This window comes from Maribacter algae, from assembly GCF_047345745.1.
Taxonomy (GTDB): domain Bacteria; phylum Bacteroidota; class Bacteroidia; order Flavobacteriales; family Flavobacteriaceae; genus Maribacter.
This window is the reverse complement of record NZ_JBLFES010000004.1, coordinates 328,001-346,334: the sequence shown is the minus strand read 5'-3', so window position 1 is coordinate 346,334 and position 18,334 is coordinate 328,001. Positions and strand designations below refer to the sequence as shown.

The following is an 18,334-nucleotide window of genomic DNA, read 5'->3' as shown; positions in this document are numbered from 1 at the left end:
ATTTTTTAGAAAGGATTACTTGTTTACTAACTTCTACTGAAACGCCAAATACGATCAAACTACACTATTGATCACATGTTTAGATTTCTCGACTACGCTCGAAATGACAGGTTCTCTCATTCTTTTGAATCAATCACAAAGAACAGATGATTAACTTTTATTCTTTCTTCGTTTCCAAAACCAGTTCCCTACAAAATAGGCTCCTAATAAAATAAGAAAATATTTAAAATAGGATGTTGGTTCCCCATCTCCGTTGACCGTGGTAAAAATACGGTTCCACCTAGGTCGCCAGTTAGCAATACTTTGCGTGAAATTATCAAAACTCATCCAAACAAAAATAGGTGTTCCAACGATGTGGTTTTCAGGAACATAACCCCAAGCGCGACTATCTTCGGAGTGATCGCGATTATCTCCCATCATCCAGTAATAATCTTGTTTAAAGGTGTAGGAAGTAACGGGTTTTCCGTTGAGCAATATCTGATTTCCATTTACACTGATTTCATTATGCTCGTAGTCCCTGATAATTTTTTTGTACAATGGAAGTACTTTTAAGTTCAAAGGTACCGTAGTACCTTCCTTTGGAATATAAATTGGTCCCATTTGGCTGTAGTTCCATGGATAGTCTGGACTTTGAGGAAATAAATTGACACCTCTTTTTCCTTTTGGTACAATTTGACGTACAACGGAATCTATGGATGGATCACTCTTTAAAGCAGCGACCATGTCATCGGTCAAGGGAGCCAATCGTTCTCTATCCGTAATCTCTTTTAGGGACAATCTGTATTTTTTAATGGCACTAGAAGGAATCCCTGTACTTTTGGTGTATAGTTCCAATTGCCCATTTTCCGCTTGATTGTAACCCAACAAATAACGGTTCACAGCTTGTGCCTGCTCCTGATTAAGTGGGCCGGATACATATTTTCTTGTATAATCGTTAATACCTAAATTTTCCAAAGTTCTAGAGGAAACCCCTTTGGAGCTATAAATATTATAATCAAACTGTGGTTTTGCACTACCGGGAAGTTCCAGTTGTTTTCCATTTACAAAAACATAACCATCCCTTACCTCAAGCGAATCCCCTGGTAGGCCCACACAGCGTTTTACATAATTGGATTTTTTATCGATAGGTTTTTTAACACCTTCTTCCTTTTTGAAGAACACCCGAACCGTATCCGCAGGCCAGCTAAACACAACTATATCTTTTCGGGCCACTTTGGTAAAACCGGGCAATCTAAAATAGGGGAGTTGAGGTTTGTTCAGATAGGAACGTACTCCTAAAATAGGCAAGGTGTCGTGTACCATTGGGGCAGCAACAGTGGTCATTGGCGTTCGTGCACCATAATGGAATTTGCTGACAAAAAGGAAATCACCTACCCTCAACGTCCTTTCCAAAGAGCCTGTGGGTATTACGTAAGGCTGTATAAAGTAGGTATGCACCAAAGTGGCCGCCACAATGGCAAAGACAATGGAACTGACCCATTCCCCTAGAGCCGTTTTAGGTTGTAAACTTCTATTTTCAATGTACTTTACGTCCAGCGCATAATTAACGTAATAAATATAAAACCCGAGCGTGAGCACTACCAACCAAGATTCCATCTGACTGTTTCTACCAAAACTGCGTATGGTCTCTACCCAAATCACCGGGAATATCAATAAGTTTATTATCGGGATGAACAGAAGGATGACCCACCATTTTGGCCTGTTGATAATCTGCATAAGGATGATGGCATTGTAAACGGGTATTGCCGCTTCCCAAGCTTTTCTACCTGCTTTGACATAAAGTTTCCAAGTGCCTAAAAAATGGATGACCTGTACAATAAGAATAAAAATAATCCATTGTGTACCGTTCATAATATTGTTGTTTGTTGATTAATTCGATTTTAAAAAAATCGATCGATTCGTTTCCCATTTGTCTACGGGAGTAAAAATAGTTACTTTTTTTAACCAAGGTTTAACACATCTCTCATCGTAAAAACTCCTGTTTTGCCCACTATCCATTCTGAAGCGATTACTGCACCTAACGCAAATCCTTTACGATTGTGGGCCGTATGGGTTATGGCTATACTATCCACATCATTGGAGTAGTCCACAGTGTGTGTTCCGGGTACGTTTCCTATTCTCTTGGAAACAATGGAAATTGTATTCGGGTCGGCTTCGTCCAATTTCCAATCCTCATATGCTGAATTTGCTATAATACCTTCTGTCAGTGTAATTGCAGTTCCGCTGGGCGCATCCAATTTTTGTGTATGATGAATTTCTTCCATCGATACGTTGTATTGATTCAGATTACCCATCATTTTTGCCAGATACTCGTTCAATTCAAAGAATAAATTCACGCCCAAACTAAAATTGGATGCATAAATAAATGCACCTTTATGTTCGTTGCAAATCTTTATGGCATCATCATACTTGTCCAACCATCCCGTTGTTCCGGAAATTACGGGTACATTATGTTCAAGACACTTGGTTATATTAGAAAAAGCGGACGATGGCATACTAAAATCTATGGCAACGTCCATATTGGAAAAATTAATCTCCTTGGTATCTACCTCAATCTTGGCAACAATTTCATGTCCTCGCTCCAAAGCGATTCCTTCAATCATTTTCCCCATTTTTCCATAGCCGAAAAGCGCTATTCTCATATTTAAAATTTTATTATCATTGCCATACCATAATTTGGGTCGTTCGTCACCGGATTTAAATCTAAATACGGTTGGAAATCAAAACTCAAATTTTCATCGATATTAAACTGTTTTAAGTGTGCATCTACATTGGCATCAACAATATTCAGCGCATACATCGCTATGGATATCACCAACCATAAGTCCCTATCGCGTTGAAACCGTTCTTGCTGACTTTCCAAGTCCAATTGATCTAAATCTGGAGGAGAGCCTACCGGATTATTATCATCGATATCAAAAAATTCATCGTCCGTAAAACCGGCCTGCCTTCTTTTAAATGCCGTTCTAAAACGATTGTATTGCTTATTGTTAAAATCATAGAGGTATATACTACCGCCTATCACACCATAAACGATAGGTAGTTTCCAATATCGTTTATTATATACCTGTCCAAGCCCTGGTAGCATAGCCGAATAAAAAGCGGCCCTGCTCGGGGCAAGTGGATTGGAAACCTTGACTTTTTTCAACAAGGAGTCTTGCATCACGACCCCACTTTCACGCAAAGACGTTTTTAAGCTATCCGTTTCTTGATCTACTTTTTGCTGCTCTTCCTCTTGCGAAAAAACAACGGTAACTAGAAAAATGAATGAGATAAGTATGCCGAATTTTTTATGCACCTGTAATTCTTTTTTTGATGCGTTCAAATTCTTCCTTGGAGTTAAAAGGGATTGTTATTTTACCTTTGGATTCATCGGTAGCTTTAATAGCTACTTTTACCGATAGGCAATCCGTAAGTTCTTGGACACCCTCTTTTACAAAATCTTGAATAGGCGAGGTAACCGTTTTGGATTCCCTTTTTTCTGTTTCGGTTTGAGCATGATATGCTTTTACGGCACTTTCGGTATCCCTGACGGATAAATTTTCACGTATAATTTTTTCATAGAGGTCCAATTGATCTTGTTTTTTATCAATATTGACCAAAGCCCTACCATGTCCCATGCTGAGAAAACCATCTCGCATTCCGGTTTGGATAATAGGGTCCAATTTAAGTAAGCGTAAATAGTTGGCAATGGTAGACCTTTTTTTACCAACACGGTCACTTAATTTTTCTTGGGTCAAGTTGATTTCATCAATTAACCTTTGGTAGGAAAGTGCAATTTCTATAGGGTCTAAATCTTGTCTTTGGATATTTTCCACCAAGGCCATTTCCAGAGACTCTTGGTCATTGGCGATACGTATGTACGCAGGAATGGTTTCTAAATCGATGAGTTTGGAAGCCCTGAACCTTCGCTCTCCGGAAACCAATTGATACTTGTTAAATCCAAGTTTTCTGACGGTTATCGGTTGGATAACGCCAAGCTCTTTGATGGAAGTCGCCAATTCGCGAAGCGTTTCGTCATTAAAATTAGAACGTGGTTGAAATGGATTTACCTCGATATGTTCCAAATCCAACTCAATAATATTCCCTACAACTTTATCCGCGTTTTTATCCGAAGCAGATTGGATATCATTTTCCGGGTCTTTCAGAAGGGCGGAAAGGCCTCTCCCCAAAGCTTGTTTTTTGGTCGCTCTTGCCATATTAAACGGTCTGCTTATTTTTCTTTACCACCTCATTTGCCATGTTAAGATAATTGGTAGCACCTTTACTGGAAGCATCGTATTTGATGATACTTTCGCCATAACTGGGGGCTTCGCTCAAACGTACGTTACGTTGTATAATCGTATCAAAGACCATATCGCCAAAATGTTTACGCACTTCTTCCACTACTTGGTTGGATAGTCTTAACCTGGAATCATACATGGTCAACAGCATGCCTTCTATATCCAAGGCCGGGTTATGAATGCGTTGTACACTTTTTATGGTATTCAATAATTTACCTAAGCCTTCCAGCGCAAAATACTCACATTGTATGGGTATGATGACCGAGTCCGAGGCTGTAAGTGCGTTCAAGGTCAATAATCCTAAAGACGGTGCACAATCAATTAAGATGTAATCGTATTCATCTTTTAGGTCCAAAATGGCCTTCTTCATCATATACTCCCGTTCGTCCTTGTCTACCAGTTCAATCTCGATTGCGACTAAATCTATATGCGCAGGTATCAAATCTACATTAGGGGATGTAGTGGAGATAATGGTTTTTTTTGCTGTTTTTGTATGTTCCAGAAGCTGATATGTGCCCACTTCCACTCCCTCGACATCAATACCCAGTCCAGAAGTAGCGTTGGCTTGGGGGTCGGCATCTATCAATAAAACTTTCTTTTCCAGTACACCCAGCGAGGCAGCTAGGTTTACGGTCGTCGTAGTTTTACCAACACCTCCTTTTTGGTTTGCGATAGCAATTATCTTGCCCATAAATAAAGTAAGTTAGAGCGTAAAAATACGATTATTTACTAGGCTGGGGAAAGGATTTTGTTAACACTAGGTGAATAACAAACCTCTTTTCTTTAAAAAACAGTTAAAGTTTTCATCATGAGATGGTTATCGTCATAAGAACGGAATATTGCTTTAAATATCTATTCTTTTTTTAACAGCCTTAAACTGTCCTCATATTCGATCAGATAAATTTCCTCATTCTTTTTTTTAAGGTAATATTCCTCTCTAGCAAATTTTTCAAGTTCCACAGTGTCGGAGAGTTTTTCAATGATTTTTTTATCCTTGGAGATTTCCTTTTTTAGAAAGTCCTGTGTTTTCTCCAGTTTTTTAATTTCTTTTTTTAGCTCCAAATGAATCAAAAGCGAGTTGGTATCAAAAAATACCATCCATATGACAAAAATGGTCAGGACCAAGACATACATATTGGTCAATATTCTGAACCACTTTTTTTTTCTTAGTTCCTTGATTCCCATTAAGATTCAGCTAATTTTTCGTTGATAATACTTCTTACTATTTCAACGGCAACAGTGTTGTATTTGTTGTTCGGGATGATAATATCAGCGTATTCTTTGGTAGGCTCTATAAATTGGTCGTGCATGGGTTTTAGGATGGTTTGATATTTTTCCAAGGTTTCGTCTAAATTCCACCCCCTTTCATTTACATCTCTCTTTAACCTCCGTATTAATCGTTCATCGGAATCAGCGTGAACAAATATTTTGATATCGATCATACTCCGAATTTCCGGGTTGGCCATAATAAGTATTCCCTCTACAATCACCACTTTGGTAGGATGGGTAAGTATGGTTTTTTCGGTTCGGTTGCACTCTAAAAAGGAGTAAACGGGCTGCTTAATGGACTTTCCCGATTTAAGTTCTTTTAAGTGTTTGGTCAACAGGCCAAAATCTATTGAGCTTGGATGGTCAAAATTAATCCGGCGTCTTTCTTCCAATGTTAAATGGGAAAGGTCGTTGTAGTAAGAATCCTGCGAGATAACACCCACTTCCTCATTGGGCAATTCATCTATAATTTGTCGTACTACCGTTGTTTTACCGCAGCCCGTTCCACCCGCTATACCTATTATGAGCATGAAATCATTTTCGACAAAAATACAGAATTGAGTTTCATTTTATATTAAACTCAAAAATGAACTTTTAAGAATATTCCTTGGGGCCGGAAAAGCCTACTTTTGCAAAATGCAAAATAAACAGGTTAAACCTAATTTTGAATTTATTGCACTTATGGCATCTTTAATGTCAATCGTTGCATTGGCCATCGATGCCTTATTGCCTGCTATTTCCCATATAGGCATTGCGATCAACAGTTTGGATCCTACGGAGAACCAAAAGCTGATTACCATGATTTTTTTAGGATTGGGAGTGGGGCAATTATTTTTTGGTCCCTTGTCCGATAGTTATGGCAGAAAACCTATGGTTTACATTGGTTTCTTGGTTTTTATATTGTCCAGTATCCTCTGTATTTTTTCGCCTTCATTAGAATGGATGCTCGTTGGGCGTATATTTCAAGGGATTGGTCTGTCCGCAGCTAGAACAATAGCGATATCAATTATTAGAGATACCTACAAAGGTGATTACATGGCAAAAATCATGTCCTTTATCGTTGCTTTTTTTATATTGGTACCCGTAGTAGCACCGGCTATTGGAAAGGTTATTTTGGATTTTTTTGGATGGGAGGCCATTTTTTATTTTCAGATAGTATTCGGTTTGGTGGTAACCCTTTGGTTCTGGAAAAGACAGCCTGAAACACTTAAGCCCGAATTTAAGATTCCTTTTTCCGGTAAGATTTTCACCCAAGGCACCAAAGAACTGTTTAAATACAAGGAAACGATTGCTTGCACCATGGTTTCCGGATTTATTACAGGATCTTTTTTAGTGTACCTAAGCACTGCACAGCACATTTTTGAAAATCAATATGGACTTAAGGAATCATTCCCCTATATTTTCGCGGCATTGGCTTTGTCCATTGGACTATCTACTTTTCTGAACGGAACTCTGGTATTGCGTTTCGGGATGCGAAAATTGGCCTTTGCGGCACTATTGAGTTTTACGGGTTTATCCTTTTTATATGTTTTGCTTTTTTGGGATGCTGCAAACCCAAGTGTTGCAGTACTGGTTGCTTTTATGTCCGTGACTTTTTTCTGTCTAGGTTTTATTTGGGGAAATATGCGTTCCATAGCTATGGAACCCATTGGTCATATTGCTGGAATAGGAGCTGCTATAACGGGATTTATTTCCACCGTATTTTCCATACCTATTGCAACTTTTATAGGAAGTTTCGTTGAGGACAAGGTGCTTCCTCTTTTCATTGGTTTGGCAATCTGCGGTTTGTTATCCTTGGTATTGTTTCAAACTTTCAGGCAAAAACCGGTGATGATCAAATCGGCTTCCTGAAATACTTTTATTTTAAACCGTCTTTTTGTAAACCTTTAGAATGCATAATTTATGTTTATAACTATCGATGCCTAATGTTTCCAAAAGCTTTATTTGATGAGTTTCAAATAATACTTAAACAAGCGTTAAAACGAATATTGAAGTTGTAAAAAACAAAGAATGCCAAATCCTACATGGAGACTTGGCATTTTAAAAATCTTTTTTACTCCTAGATCGGAAAAATATGATTTATTCCAATTTCCACGTTCTTACCCAATCATAATATGTTGTTCTTTGTTCTTCTGTTCCGGTCATACCACCATCTGATGGAACAGGGTTCCAGTCATAAGTTTCAATCACCATCCTTAAGAACATGGGCAAGTCAAAATCAGCTTCCGGGGTAATAGTGTACACGTTTTCACCATTTAAATAAAATTCTATCTCGGTAGCACTCTTCCACCAAACGCCATAAACAAAATAGTCCGAGTAAACCTTCGCACCTATTTCACTACTTCCTCCTGCTGATCCCGTTGGGGTTTCTGGACAATCGGTCTGTCTGCTATGCGTATTGGAATGCATGGTTTCATCAAAATTTTGGGCAAAATTTGCGGTTCCCGTAACCTGTCCTACACATTCTTGAATATCTAATTCAGTAACTCTTACATCACAACCAGTACCATCATTTCTGTTATTGATCAACCAAAATGTTGAAGACATGAATGTTTGGTTTGCTTTCATTCTACATTCTGTGTAATATCCTACTTGAGCCGCTTCTTTAGAATAAATATTTGACCCTGCATGGGTAAACGTACTTCCATTTACGACCTCTGGAGCATCCAACATGTAAGCTGTCAATTTAAGATTGTCATCGGCTTCGCTTACCGTATTTTTCTTAAAAAGACCCGGTGCTCTGCCTATCCATCTTGCCGGATCGGTATTTAACCATTTGCTTTCATCAAAAACTCCATCGTTGAACTCATCCGATAAGTTTTCTACCTTACTCCATACCTTATCTGACGGAGTAGGGTCAGCCCCGATAAAATAGGGCAAACTGGAGGAAGGTTCGCTTCTGGTTACGGTGATGTCAAAGCTACATGTTGCAGTATTGCCAGCGGCATCCTTGACTTCGTAGGTATTTGTAGTGGTTCCTACCGGAAATAGTTCCCCTGAAGCCAAACCTTCTATCTGGGATACTTCAAATCCCGGTAGATTATCGTTTCCAGTTGGAGCGGTATAAGTAACTTGTTTACCGGCGGACAGTGCATCTACTGTTTCATCGATATTGGAGACACATGTTATCGTAGGAGTAATGCTATCTATAGGTTTTTCCGGTTCTCCATTATTTTCATCGCTGCTGCAACCAATGAAAAGTATAAGTAATAATGATGCAGATTTAATTAAAAAGGCTTTTTTTAGCATAATAGGTTTTTTTACAAAGCTTAAAATTTAAACTTTAGATTTGGGTAACAGATGTTTTATAATATGCAACTAATGTTCGTATTCCATATATTTTAAAGTGCGTTCTCTATAACCTCTTTAACTATCTCTGGATTTAATAATGTACTTGTATCGCCAAGATTGGAAGTGTCCTTACTGGCAATTTTTCTTAAAATACGCCTCATTATTTTTCCGCTGCGTGTTTTGGGAAGTCCGGGGACGAACTGAATTTTATCCAACTTTGCAATGGGACCGATCTGCTCGTTTATTTGTTGATTGATTTCTTTTCTGAGATTTTCTCTATCCCTTGTTTCCCCAACTTCTTTTAAAATGACATAACCATATAGCGCATTCCCTTTTACATCGTGTGGAAAACCTACAATAGCGGATTCTGCCACGGCAGGGTGCTCATTGATGGAATCTTCGATAGGCGCCGTGCCCAAATTATGGCCGGAAACGATAATTACATCATCAACGCGGCCCGTAATCCTATAATAGCCCACTGCATCGCGTAAAGCACCATCGCCCGTAAAATACATATTTTTATATGCCGTAAAATAGGTATCTCTATACCTATCGTGATTCCCCCAAATGGTCCGTGCCATGGACGGCCATGGGTATTTTATGCACAAACGGCCATCCACTTGATTACCCTTGATTTCCTTTGCATTCTCATCCATCAAAGCAGGTTGAATACCTATAAATGGTAGCGTAGCGTAGGTAGGGGTAGTAGGCGTTACATAGGGAATGGGCGTTATCATGATTCCTCCGGTTTCCGTTTGCCACCAAGTGTCCACGATAGGACTGTTCTTTTTACCCACATTATTATTATACCAATGCCATGCTTCTTCATTTATGGGTTCCCCTACTGATCCTAAAACTTTTAAACTGGATAGATCATATTTTTCTACGAAATCCAAATTTTCTTTTGCTAAAGCTCTAATCGCAGTGGGAGCTGTATAAAACTGATTTATCTTATGTTTTTCAACTACCTCCCAAAAGCGTCCATAATCCGGGTAGGAGGGAACACCTTCAAACATGACCGTGGTAGCCCCATTGGCCAATGGGCCATAAACAATATAGGAATGACCGGTGATCCAACCGATATCAGCCGTACACCAATATACATCCTCCTCTTTATACTGGAAAACGTTTTTGAAGGTGTAGGCCGTGTACACCATGTACCCCGCAGTCGTATGGACCATTCCTTTGGGTTTTCCCGTAGAACCAGAGGTATATAAAATAAATAAAGGGTCCTCTGCGTCCATAATTTCGGCTACATAATCTGCATAGGCATCATCCAATAAAGGTTGCAACCAGTGGTCGCGGCCTTCTTTCATTTTAACATTGCTGTTGATACGTTTAGCTACCAAAACCGAATTTACTCCGGGGCAATCTTCTAAGGCTTTATCTACGATTCCTTTTAAATCGATGGTTTTGGCCCCGCGGTAGGAACCATCTGAAGTAATCACCATTTTACAATCGGAATCATTGATTCTAGTTGACAAGGCATTGGCCGAAAAACCTGCAAATACCACAGAATGAATGGCACCGATACGGGCACACGCCAAGACGGAAATCGCCAATTCCGGAATCATAGGTAGATAGATGCAAACCCGATCTCCTTTTTTTATGCCCTGTTCCAATAACACATTGGACATTCTGCATACTCTTTCGTGCAATTGTCTATAGGTAATATGCTCCGCTTCGGCATTGGGATCGTTAGGTTCAAAAAGAATAGCCGTTTTTTCCCCTCTAGTTGGCAAATGCCTGTCCAAACAGTTTTCGGTAATGTTCAATTTTGCACCTTCAAACCATTTTATTTCAGGTTTGGAGAAATCCCAACTTAAAACATTGTCCCATCTTTTGCGCCAAACAAAATGTTCTTCTGCGATTTCTTCCCAAAAAGCCTCCGGATTACGAACCGATTTTCGGTATACTTGATAATATTCCTCTAAATGTTTTATATGATAATTGCTCATAGTTCAATAGCTGCCTAGTAAAGATTTGTTTCAATCTTAAAATTAATAAAAATTAGTGTTTTGAAGCGGTCCCTGCGCCACTTGGAATACGAATATCTTCAACTATTTCCTGTACGGCTTCAGGTGGTGCAGGTGTAAATTTCATAACGGTAATGGAAACGATGAAGTTAGCAAACATCGCTATGCTGCCAAATCCTTCAGGGGAAATCCCAAACCACCAATTGTCTTGAGCACCTCCACCAAACCATCCAAATTTAAACCGCGTCATATAATAGAGCATTAATAGAATTCCTACTACCATTCCGGTAACAGCCCCTTCTTTGTTCATTTTTTTATAAAAAATGCCGAGTACAATGGCCGGAAAGAACGATGCCGCGGCAAGCCCGAAAGCAAGGGCCACTACTGCGGCAACAAAACCGGGTGGATTGATTCCGAAGTACCCTGCAATAATAACGGCGAAAGTGGCGGAAATTCTGGCGGCCCAAAGTTCTCCTTTTTCAGAAATATTGGGTCTGAACGTTTTCTTGATTAGATCATGCGATACCGACGCGGATATGACAAGTAATAATCCAGCGGCGGTGGATAGTGCCGCGGCCAACCCCCCGGCAGCGACCAAAGCAATAACCCATGCTGGCAGATCTGCAATTTCAGGATTGGCCAAGACCATAATATCATTATCAATTTTTAATTCGTTAATTTGCTTGTTCGCCACATAATTTATTTTTCCATCCTTATTTTTATCTTCAAAAGTTAATAGTCCTGTTTTTTCCCAGTTTTTGAACCAAACGGGCATTTTGCTATATTCTTTATCGCTAACCGTGTTTAATAGATTTGTTTTTGCAAAAACCGAAACAGCAGGTGCCGTAGTGTAAAGAATAGCAATGAGCAATAAAGCCAAACCGGCTGATTTTCTAGCATCTTTCACACGCTTTACCGTAAAAAAACGGACTATAACATGGGGAAGTCCTGCAGTGCCAACCATCAATGCCAGAGTGATGGCAAAGATATCTACGACAGATTTAGAACCGTTCGTGTATTCATTAAAACCCAGTTCCGTAGAAAGCCCATCCAATTTATCCAAAAGGTATGTTCCGGAACCATCGCTTAGTGTGGAACCCATACCCAATTGTGGAATTGGATTTCCGGTCATTTGAATCGATATAAAAATAGCGGGGACCATAAAAGCAAAAATCAATACGCAATATTGTGCTACTTGGGTATAGGTGATACCTTTCATGCCTCCTAAAACAGCATAAAATAAAACGATAATCATACCAATGACAACACCGGTATTGATATCTACTTCTAAAAAGCGTGAGAAAACAACGCCAACGCCTCTCATCTGCCCGGCTACGTAGGTGAAAGAGACTATTAAGGCGCACAATACGGCAACGATACGTGCCGTTTTTGAATAATAGCGATCTCCTATAAAATCGGGCACTGTGAATTTTCCGAATTTTCGCAAGTACGGGGCCAGTAATAAGGCAAGGAGTACATAGCCGCCTGTCCAACCCATAAGATACACGGAACCATCATAACCGGCAAAGGCGATAATGCCCGCCATGGAGATAAAAGAAGCCGCGGACATCCAATCTGCGGCAGTGGCCATTCCGTTGGCCAATGGCGAAACACCTCCTCCCGCCACATAAAAATCTTTTGTAGAAGCAGCACGAGACCATATGGCAATTCCTATATAAATTGCAAAGGTTATTCCTACTAAAATATAGGTCCAAGTTTGTACGCTCATTTGGTTTATTATTGTTCGTTTTATTGATTATTCATCGTATCCGTATTTCTTGTCCAGTTTGTTCATCAATCTAACGTAAATGAAGATAAGTACTACGAACACGTAGATAGCACCTTGTTGAGCGAACCAAAAGCCAAGTTTAAACCCACCAATTTTTATACCGTCCAATGTTTCTTTGAAAAGTATTCCCGCACCGTAGGATACCAAAAACCAAATTGTTAAGAGGATGAATAGATATCTTATATTTTCCTTCCAGTAAGCAGTTGCTTTTTTTTGTTTTTCGGACATAAGTTGATTTTTAGAAGTATGTGAACGTTTGCATGATGAAATTTAAGTATTTAATCATTAATTGGGTAAGTATATCACACCACTTGAAGAGTCTTTTTTAGCTCCGGTCACTGAACTTAAAACGTTTATTTGTCTTTCTACCCGCAATACCCCCATTAGTGCAAAGACCAATGCCTCTTTAAAAGCAATGATGGTTTTGTCCGGTATGACCACCGTTGTTCTTTGGCCTAGTTTTTCCTGTAGCGTTTCTACTAGGAAAGAATTCAAGGCTCCACCTCCGGTTACGAGCATACGCTGGTTTTGCTTGGAAGAGTTCAGTTTTACCTGCTGGGCTATCTTTTCACAAATGTGATGAATGGAAGTATACAGTAAATTCTCAAGGGTATCGTCCGTTTGTTCCACAATGGGGACAACTTCGTCTAAAAACCATTCATAACCAATTGACTTAGGATGGGAAAGCAGGTAATACTTTAGGTCATTTAGCTGTTTTAACATTTTTTGATTCAGGGTTCCGGAACGCGCCAATTTTCCGTCTTCGTCATAATCTAAATCGGTCTTTCGGGTAATGTAGTTTAAAATCATATTGGCCAGGCCGATGTCGTAGGCAATACGTTTATCCTTTACTTCAAAAGAGATGTTGCTTATACCTCCGAGGTTAAGGCAAAAATCATATTCACCAAAGAACAAACGATCACCGATCGGGACCAAAGGAGCTCCCTGACCGCCAAGGGCAACATCATTGGTCCTAAAATCACATATGACCTTATGACCGGAAACGTTTGCCAAATGTTGTCCGGAACCAATTTGATAGGTTAGCCCTAGCTCAGGACGATGATGCGTGGTGTGGCCATGGCTTGCAATGTAGTCCACGGACAATTTATTTTCCAAAATGAATTTTTTGGCTTTCTCACCCAGCCAGCTTCCGTAGGTATTATGAAATTCAAGCAATTTTTCAGCAGGCAAGTGTATGGCATCCTTTAGTTCATATTGCATGTCCTGTGTATAGGGAATCGTCTTTTTTTCAAGAATTTCAAAGGTCCATTTATCATTTTCCCGTCCAATATGACAGTAGGCCAAATCCAGCCCGTCCAAAGAAGTTCCGGACATCATCCCTAAGATTCTATATTGCTTCATTTTTGTGGTTGATTTGGTGTTGTATCTATTTTAGTTTGACCGGTAATTTTCCATTGGCTTTTAATTTCCCCATAAAATGTGCTGTTGCAACCTCTTGAAATTCCTTGAAATCTTGATAGACAATAACAGTGGCCAACGTTTTATCTGTTTTGAACAGGCGCAGTGCATATGGATTCCCATAATGGTATAACACTACTTTTTTTTCTGAAATCAATTGATTTATAAAATCGATTTCTTCTGGTAAAAACCCAAAATTTGAATTAGGCTTAACTTGAGGAGGTGTTAGCAACAGTAGTATATTTTCTTCATCGGACACCTCTTTTGCTATCGTTTTGAGATCTTTTAAAATTTCTTCCTCGGTTTGATTTCCCCATCGTTTTAGGGTCAAAGTACAATAATCGGTATTACGAAACGATGCAATCACTTCTTCCGTCCCCGAGAATAGCGTCAAACTTTGTGCTGCTATTTTAATATTGAGTTCAGAAGAGGGTATTCTTTTTGAATTTAATTTTTCAATTTTAAAAGCTTTTGCTTTCAATTTCCAAATGCGCTCAAAACTTTCCTCAATTTGGTGTTTGGACGCTTTTGAGAGAATGGTATCAATACCTTCTTTGGTATGTTCGGCAAAGCACAGCACATCATTTCCGGCATCAAAGGCGAGCCATTCCAATTCTCCCGGTGTAGGATAATTTTTAGCAACGGCATGCATGTTCAAAGCGTCGGAAATGACCACTCCATCAAACCCCATCTCTTTTCGCAATACTCCTTTTATAATTTCCTTTGAAATACTTGAAGATATTCTTTTGCCATTGGCCAAAGAGGGGACGGAGAGATGCCCCACCATAACCGAATCTACTCCTTCATCGATTAATTTTTGAAAAGGATAAAGCTCATTTTTCACCAATTCCGTCTCGCTTTTTTCAATCAATGGTAACCCAAGGTGAGAGTCGGTCGCTGTATCGCCATGCCCCGGAAAATGCTTTATGCTTGTTAGTACGCCTTCACTTTGAGTACCTTTTATAAAGGCAGAAGCCTTTTCCGTGACCAGTTCTTTATTTTCTCCAAAGGACCTGTAGCCAATTACCGGATTATTTGGATTGTTGTTCAGGTCTACGCAGGGAGCTAAATTCCAATGTATTCCGGCAGTTTTACAATTGTTGGCGATATTTTTCCCAACCTCAAAGAGCAGTTCGGTAGCATTTTGCATAGCTCCCATGGTAATAGCGTACGGGTACTGTGGTGTGTTTTCTACGCGCATCGCCAAGCCCCATTCCGCATCGATTGCAATTAGTAAAGGATATTTTGAAACATTTTGATAGCGATTTATAAGCGTTTTCAGTGTTTCATAACTATCGGCGTTATAAATGACCTCTTTTTTACTTTCAAAATTGGTGGCGGCACTTGCCCTGGAATGAAAAAAGCATAAACCTCCAACGTAATATTGGGCAATCAATTCTTCCATTTCCCTAATTTCTTGTTCGGTATCGTTTATAAAAACGGCAGGCATAAACAACTGTCCCACTTTTTCTTTTAGTGAAATACTTTTTTTCAATTCGGTCGGCGTAGTAGATTTAGGCATTTTTTGGATTTGATTTTTTTCCGAAATCTGCCGGATAATGAATAAATTTTAATAAGAAAATTACAGGTAGCGCTGCAACGACCACCCAAATGAAAAATCCGCTATAGCCCAGCCATTCTTGCATATACCCGCTTATCATGCCGGGGAGCATCATTCCCAGTGCCATGAACCCTGTAGCAATGGCATAATGTGAAGTTTTGGATTTTCCATCCGCGATATAGATGAGGTACATCAGGAATGCGGTAAACCCGAATCCGTAACCAAATTTTTCAAAAATAACGGTTGCCGTTACGGCAACGATATTTGTTGTTTTGGTAAAGGCCAAAAGCGCATATAATATGTTCGGAACATTCAAGGATAGCACCATGGGTAACATCCATTTTTTAAGACCGTCCCTTGAAATTAGGATGCCTCCTAGAATGCCACCAATAGAGAGCATGACCACGCCAGCGGTTCCAAAAATGGTCCCGATCTGTTTCGTAGAATAACCCAGTCCTCCTTTACTGGCGTCATCCAACATAAAAGGCGCTGCCATTTTTACCAATTGCGATTCTCCTAAACGAAAGGTTAGTATGAACGCCAATGCAATGCCGATGCCCGGTTTATTAAAAAAAGAAACAAATACCTCCCAAAAGCCCCGTGGTTTCTCCCTCTCCAGGATTTTTGAATTTTCATATTTTGGAGTGGCAAAAAAATTGGATAAAACCATGATCAGCATTAGAGTCGCTGCGGCCATCATGGTCAAACTCCATGCTTTGGAACTACCCCCGTATTTTGTTTCAAGAAATCCTGCCAAAATCACAATCAATCCTTCCCCAGTAACCATTGCCAATCTGTAAAAGGTACTCCGCATACCTACAAAAAAAGATTGTTTTTTTTCCGTTAGGCCTATCATGTAATAACCATCTGAGGCTATATCATTTGTTGCCGATGCAAAAGCGGCCATCCAAAAACAGGCCAAAGTCGTTACGAAGAACATATTGGTGGGGATGGTAATACCGACTCCAAAAAGCGCAATCGCGATAAGCAATTGCATGATTAAAAACCAATTTCGTTTTTTGCTTTTAAGATCAACGAATGGGCTCCATAAGGGCTTTAAGACCCATGGTAGATACAGCCAGCTGGTGTACAGCCCAATATCACTATTGCTTATTCCTAATTTTTTATACATGATTACAGAAACGGTAACGACGAGTACGTAAGGCAGTCCTTGGGTAAAATACAAAATTGGGACCCAGAGCCAGGCTCCTTTGTCTTTCTGAATCATTTATCGGGTATTTGGTTTAAATGTAAAACTATTGGTTTGGATTCCCTGCCATATGGGTCTAAAAATGTAACGGCAAAGCGTTTACAGTCAATAAGTTCACGGGGAATAATAAAGGAATTATCCTTGGGGTCGATCCAAACCTGTTTTCTGATTTTTTTTGCGGAATACGCTTCCATTTTCTTTTTAGAGCGATAAATTAAAACGCTGTTGACCAAAGCGTCTTTATTTATAATAGCTTTAATACGGCTTTTGTTTTTTTCTAGATATACTAGTTGTATTGGTTCTGGCGATGTATTCCGAAGAAAAGTTTTTTTTGGAGGTAGCGCGGGAAATTTATAATAGTTCCGTTTTAGGTATTTTACAACATCGGGGTTATTGTTCATCAAGGACTTTGCGCTGAACAAAATATTACCGGTTACTTCAGGCGTTTTCCTGGCCAATTTTATTTGCTCCGGTAATTCTTTCTTTTCGTTCCACGCTTCATCGCTATTATTTCGCACTTTATAGGCCCCGTTGCCAATGTAAAGATTTGTTTCCGAAGCATTTTTGGACCACCAAGCCATAATTTTTCGGTGCGAGGCTACGGGCAAATCCATACTCCAATATACCTGTGGGGCCATATAGTCTACCCAACGTTTTTCCATCCAAAGCAAAGGGTCTGCATACAGGTCCTCATAGGTGGTTTGCCCGGCCTTTGTGTCGGAACCTTTTGGGTCTGTCGTATTATTTTTCCACACCCCGAACGGACTGATACCAAAGGGTAACCAAGGTTTCATTTCCTTGATGGTAGTATTTACGTTTTTTACTAGGGAATCAATATTACTTCTACGCCAGTCCGCTAATGATTGGTTTTCCAAAGCACAATTGTAGTAAGAAATGGAATCCGAAAACACTTCATTTTTGATTTTATAGGGATAAAAATAATCGTCAAGATGAACTCCATCTATATCATATTTGGAAACCACCTCTGCAACGATATTTGAAAACTTTTGGCGTACCTGCGGCAGACCAGGATCGTAGTAATATTTTTTTCCGTATTTCACCATCCATTCCGGATGTTTGAAATAATCGTGATCTGGACTCAGGATTTCCGTATTTAAGTCGAAAGTAGCCCTATAAGGATTGAACCAAGCATGAAATTCCATACCCCGTTTATGGGTTTCATCAATGATCCATTGCAATGGATCTTCTTCCCAATTTGGTTTTTCACCTTCTTTTCCGGATAAAAATCTGGACCAAGGCGATAGTTTGGATGGGTAAAAAGCATCCCCGGCTGTTCTTACCTGAAAAATTATGGCATTGAAGTTCAAATCTTTGTAGAAATCCAAGATTTTTAAATAATCGGCTTTTTGTTGATCACTTTTATCCTTCCCACTTTTGGGCCAGTCTATATTTACCACTGTAGCGACCCAAACTCCCCTAAATTCTCTCTGTGGTTGTGGGATATCGGATTTTAAGATACTACAGGAACTGAATAAAAGCAGTATTAACGAGGAGCGTATATATTTTGTCATGTAC

The 18,334-nt window shown here is 39.5% G+C and carries 16 protein-coding genes; 1 reads left to right on the top strand and 15 read right to left on the bottom strand.

The genetic code is table 11. The features are described 5' to 3' along the window. Window positions 1-150: 150 nt before the first annotated feature. The 7 genes from lepB to udk all read right to left on the bottom strand — a co-directional run bounded on the left by lepB (window position 151) and on the right by udk (window position 6,082). Window positions 151-1,851, bottom strand: a complete 1,701-nt coding sequence (lepB, locus tag ACKWBX_RS16060; RefSeq protein ID WP_413969743.1) for a signal peptidase I — start codon at window positions 1,849-1,851, stop codon at window positions 151-153. 89 nt (window positions 1,852-1,940) lie between these two features. Beyond that, window positions 1,941-2,642: a 4-hydroxy-tetrahydrodipicolinate reductase gene (gene dapB, locus ACKWBX_RS16055; protein ID WP_413969742.1), complete on the bottom strand. Its 702-nt coding sequence runs from the start codon at window positions 2,640-2,642 to the stop codon at window positions 1,941-1,943. Between the two features lie 2 nt (window positions 2,643-2,644). Further along, window positions 2,645-3,298, bottom strand: coding sequence for a DUF5683 domain-containing protein (locus ACKWBX_RS16050; protein ID WP_413969741.1), 654 nt, complete (start codon window positions 3,296-3,298; stop codon window positions 2,645-2,647). Next, entirely contained in the window at window positions 3,291-4,199 is a 909-nt protein-coding gene (locus ACKWBX_RS16045; RefSeq protein WP_413969740.1) for a ParB/RepB/Spo0J family partition protein, read from the bottom strand. Before ACKWBX_RS16045 ends, ACKWBX_RS16050 begins: the two co-directional genes overlap by 8 nt. A gap of 1 nt (window position 4,200) precedes the next feature. Beyond that, window positions 4,201-4,974, bottom strand: coding sequence for a ParA family protein (locus ACKWBX_RS16040; RefSeq protein ID WP_413969739.1), 774 nt, complete (start codon window positions 4,972-4,974; stop codon window positions 4,201-4,203). Window positions 4,975-5,135: 161 nt separating this feature from the next. After that, window positions 5,136-5,468, bottom strand: a complete 333-nt coding sequence (locus tag ACKWBX_RS16035) for an FtsB family cell division protein (protein ID WP_413969738.1) — start codon at window positions 5,466-5,468, stop codon at window positions 5,136-5,138. Next, a complete protein-coding gene (gene udk / locus ACKWBX_RS16030; protein WP_413969737.1) occupies window positions 5,468-6,082 on the bottom strand; it encodes a uridine kinase in 615 nt (204 codons plus the stop codon). Before udk ends, ACKWBX_RS16035 begins: the two co-directional genes overlap by 1 nt. Before the next feature lie 106 nt (window positions 6,083-6,188). On the opposite strand from udk, the gene ACKWBX_RS16025 reads away from it, so the two are divergent. Then, window positions 6,189-7,403, top strand: a complete 1,215-nt coding sequence (locus ACKWBX_RS16025; RefSeq protein WP_413969736.1) for a multidrug effflux MFS transporter — start codon at window positions 6,189-6,191, stop codon at window positions 7,401-7,403. A gap of 228 nt (window positions 7,404-7,631) precedes the next feature. Here ACKWBX_RS16025 and ACKWBX_RS16020 read toward each other — a convergent pair whose 3' ends face one another. From ACKWBX_RS16020 to ACKWBX_RS15985, 8 genes are all read right to left on the bottom strand, one after another. After that, window positions 7,632-8,801: an HYR domain-containing protein gene (locus ACKWBX_RS16020; RefSeq protein ID WP_413969735.1), complete on the bottom strand. Its 1,170-nt coding sequence runs from the start codon at window positions 8,799-8,801 to the stop codon at window positions 7,632-7,634. A gap of 92 nt (window positions 8,802-8,893) precedes the next feature. Further along, window positions 8,894-10,801 carry an acetate--CoA ligase gene (gene acs, locus ACKWBX_RS16015; protein ID WP_413969734.1) on the bottom strand — a complete coding sequence of 636 codons (1,908 nt, stop codon included), beginning with the start codon at window positions 10,799-10,801 and terminating at the stop codon, window positions 8,894-8,896. Window positions 10,802-10,853: 52 nt separating this feature from the next. Next, a complete protein-coding gene (locus ACKWBX_RS16010; RefSeq protein ID WP_413969733.1) occupies window positions 10,854-12,548 on the bottom strand; it encodes a sodium:solute symporter family protein in 1,695 nt (564 codons plus the stop codon). A gap of 27 nt (window positions 12,549-12,575) precedes the next feature. Then, window positions 12,576-12,836, bottom strand: coding sequence for a DUF4212 domain-containing protein (locus tag ACKWBX_RS16005; RefSeq protein WP_413969732.1), 261 nt, complete (start codon window positions 12,834-12,836; stop codon window positions 12,576-12,578). Window positions 12,837-12,893: 57 nt separating this feature from the next. Beyond that, window positions 12,894-13,970: an anhydro-N-acetylmuramic acid kinase gene (locus ACKWBX_RS16000; RefSeq protein ID WP_413969731.1), complete on the bottom strand. Its 1,077-nt coding sequence runs from the start codon at window positions 13,968-13,970 to the stop codon at window positions 12,894-12,896. Between the two features lie 25 nt (window positions 13,971-13,995). Beyond that, complete coding sequence (locus ACKWBX_RS15995) at window positions 13,996-15,549, bottom strand: glycoside hydrolase family 3 protein (RefSeq protein WP_413969730.1); 1,554 nt, start codon at window positions 15,547-15,549, stop codon at window positions 13,996-13,998. After that, on the bottom strand, window positions 15,542-16,816 hold the full coding sequence (locus ACKWBX_RS15990) for an MFS transporter (protein ID WP_413969729.1): 1,275 nt from the start codon (window positions 16,814-16,816) through the stop codon (window positions 15,542-15,544). The genes ACKWBX_RS15995 and ACKWBX_RS15990 overlap by 8 nt, the downstream gene beginning before the upstream one ends. Next, complete coding sequence (locus ACKWBX_RS15985) at window positions 16,813-18,330, bottom strand: glycoside hydrolase family 10 protein (protein WP_413969728.1); 1,518 nt, start codon at window positions 18,328-18,330, stop codon at window positions 16,813-16,815. Before ACKWBX_RS15985 ends, ACKWBX_RS15990 begins: the two co-directional genes overlap by 4 nt. Window positions 18,331-18,334 lie beyond the last annotated feature (4 nt).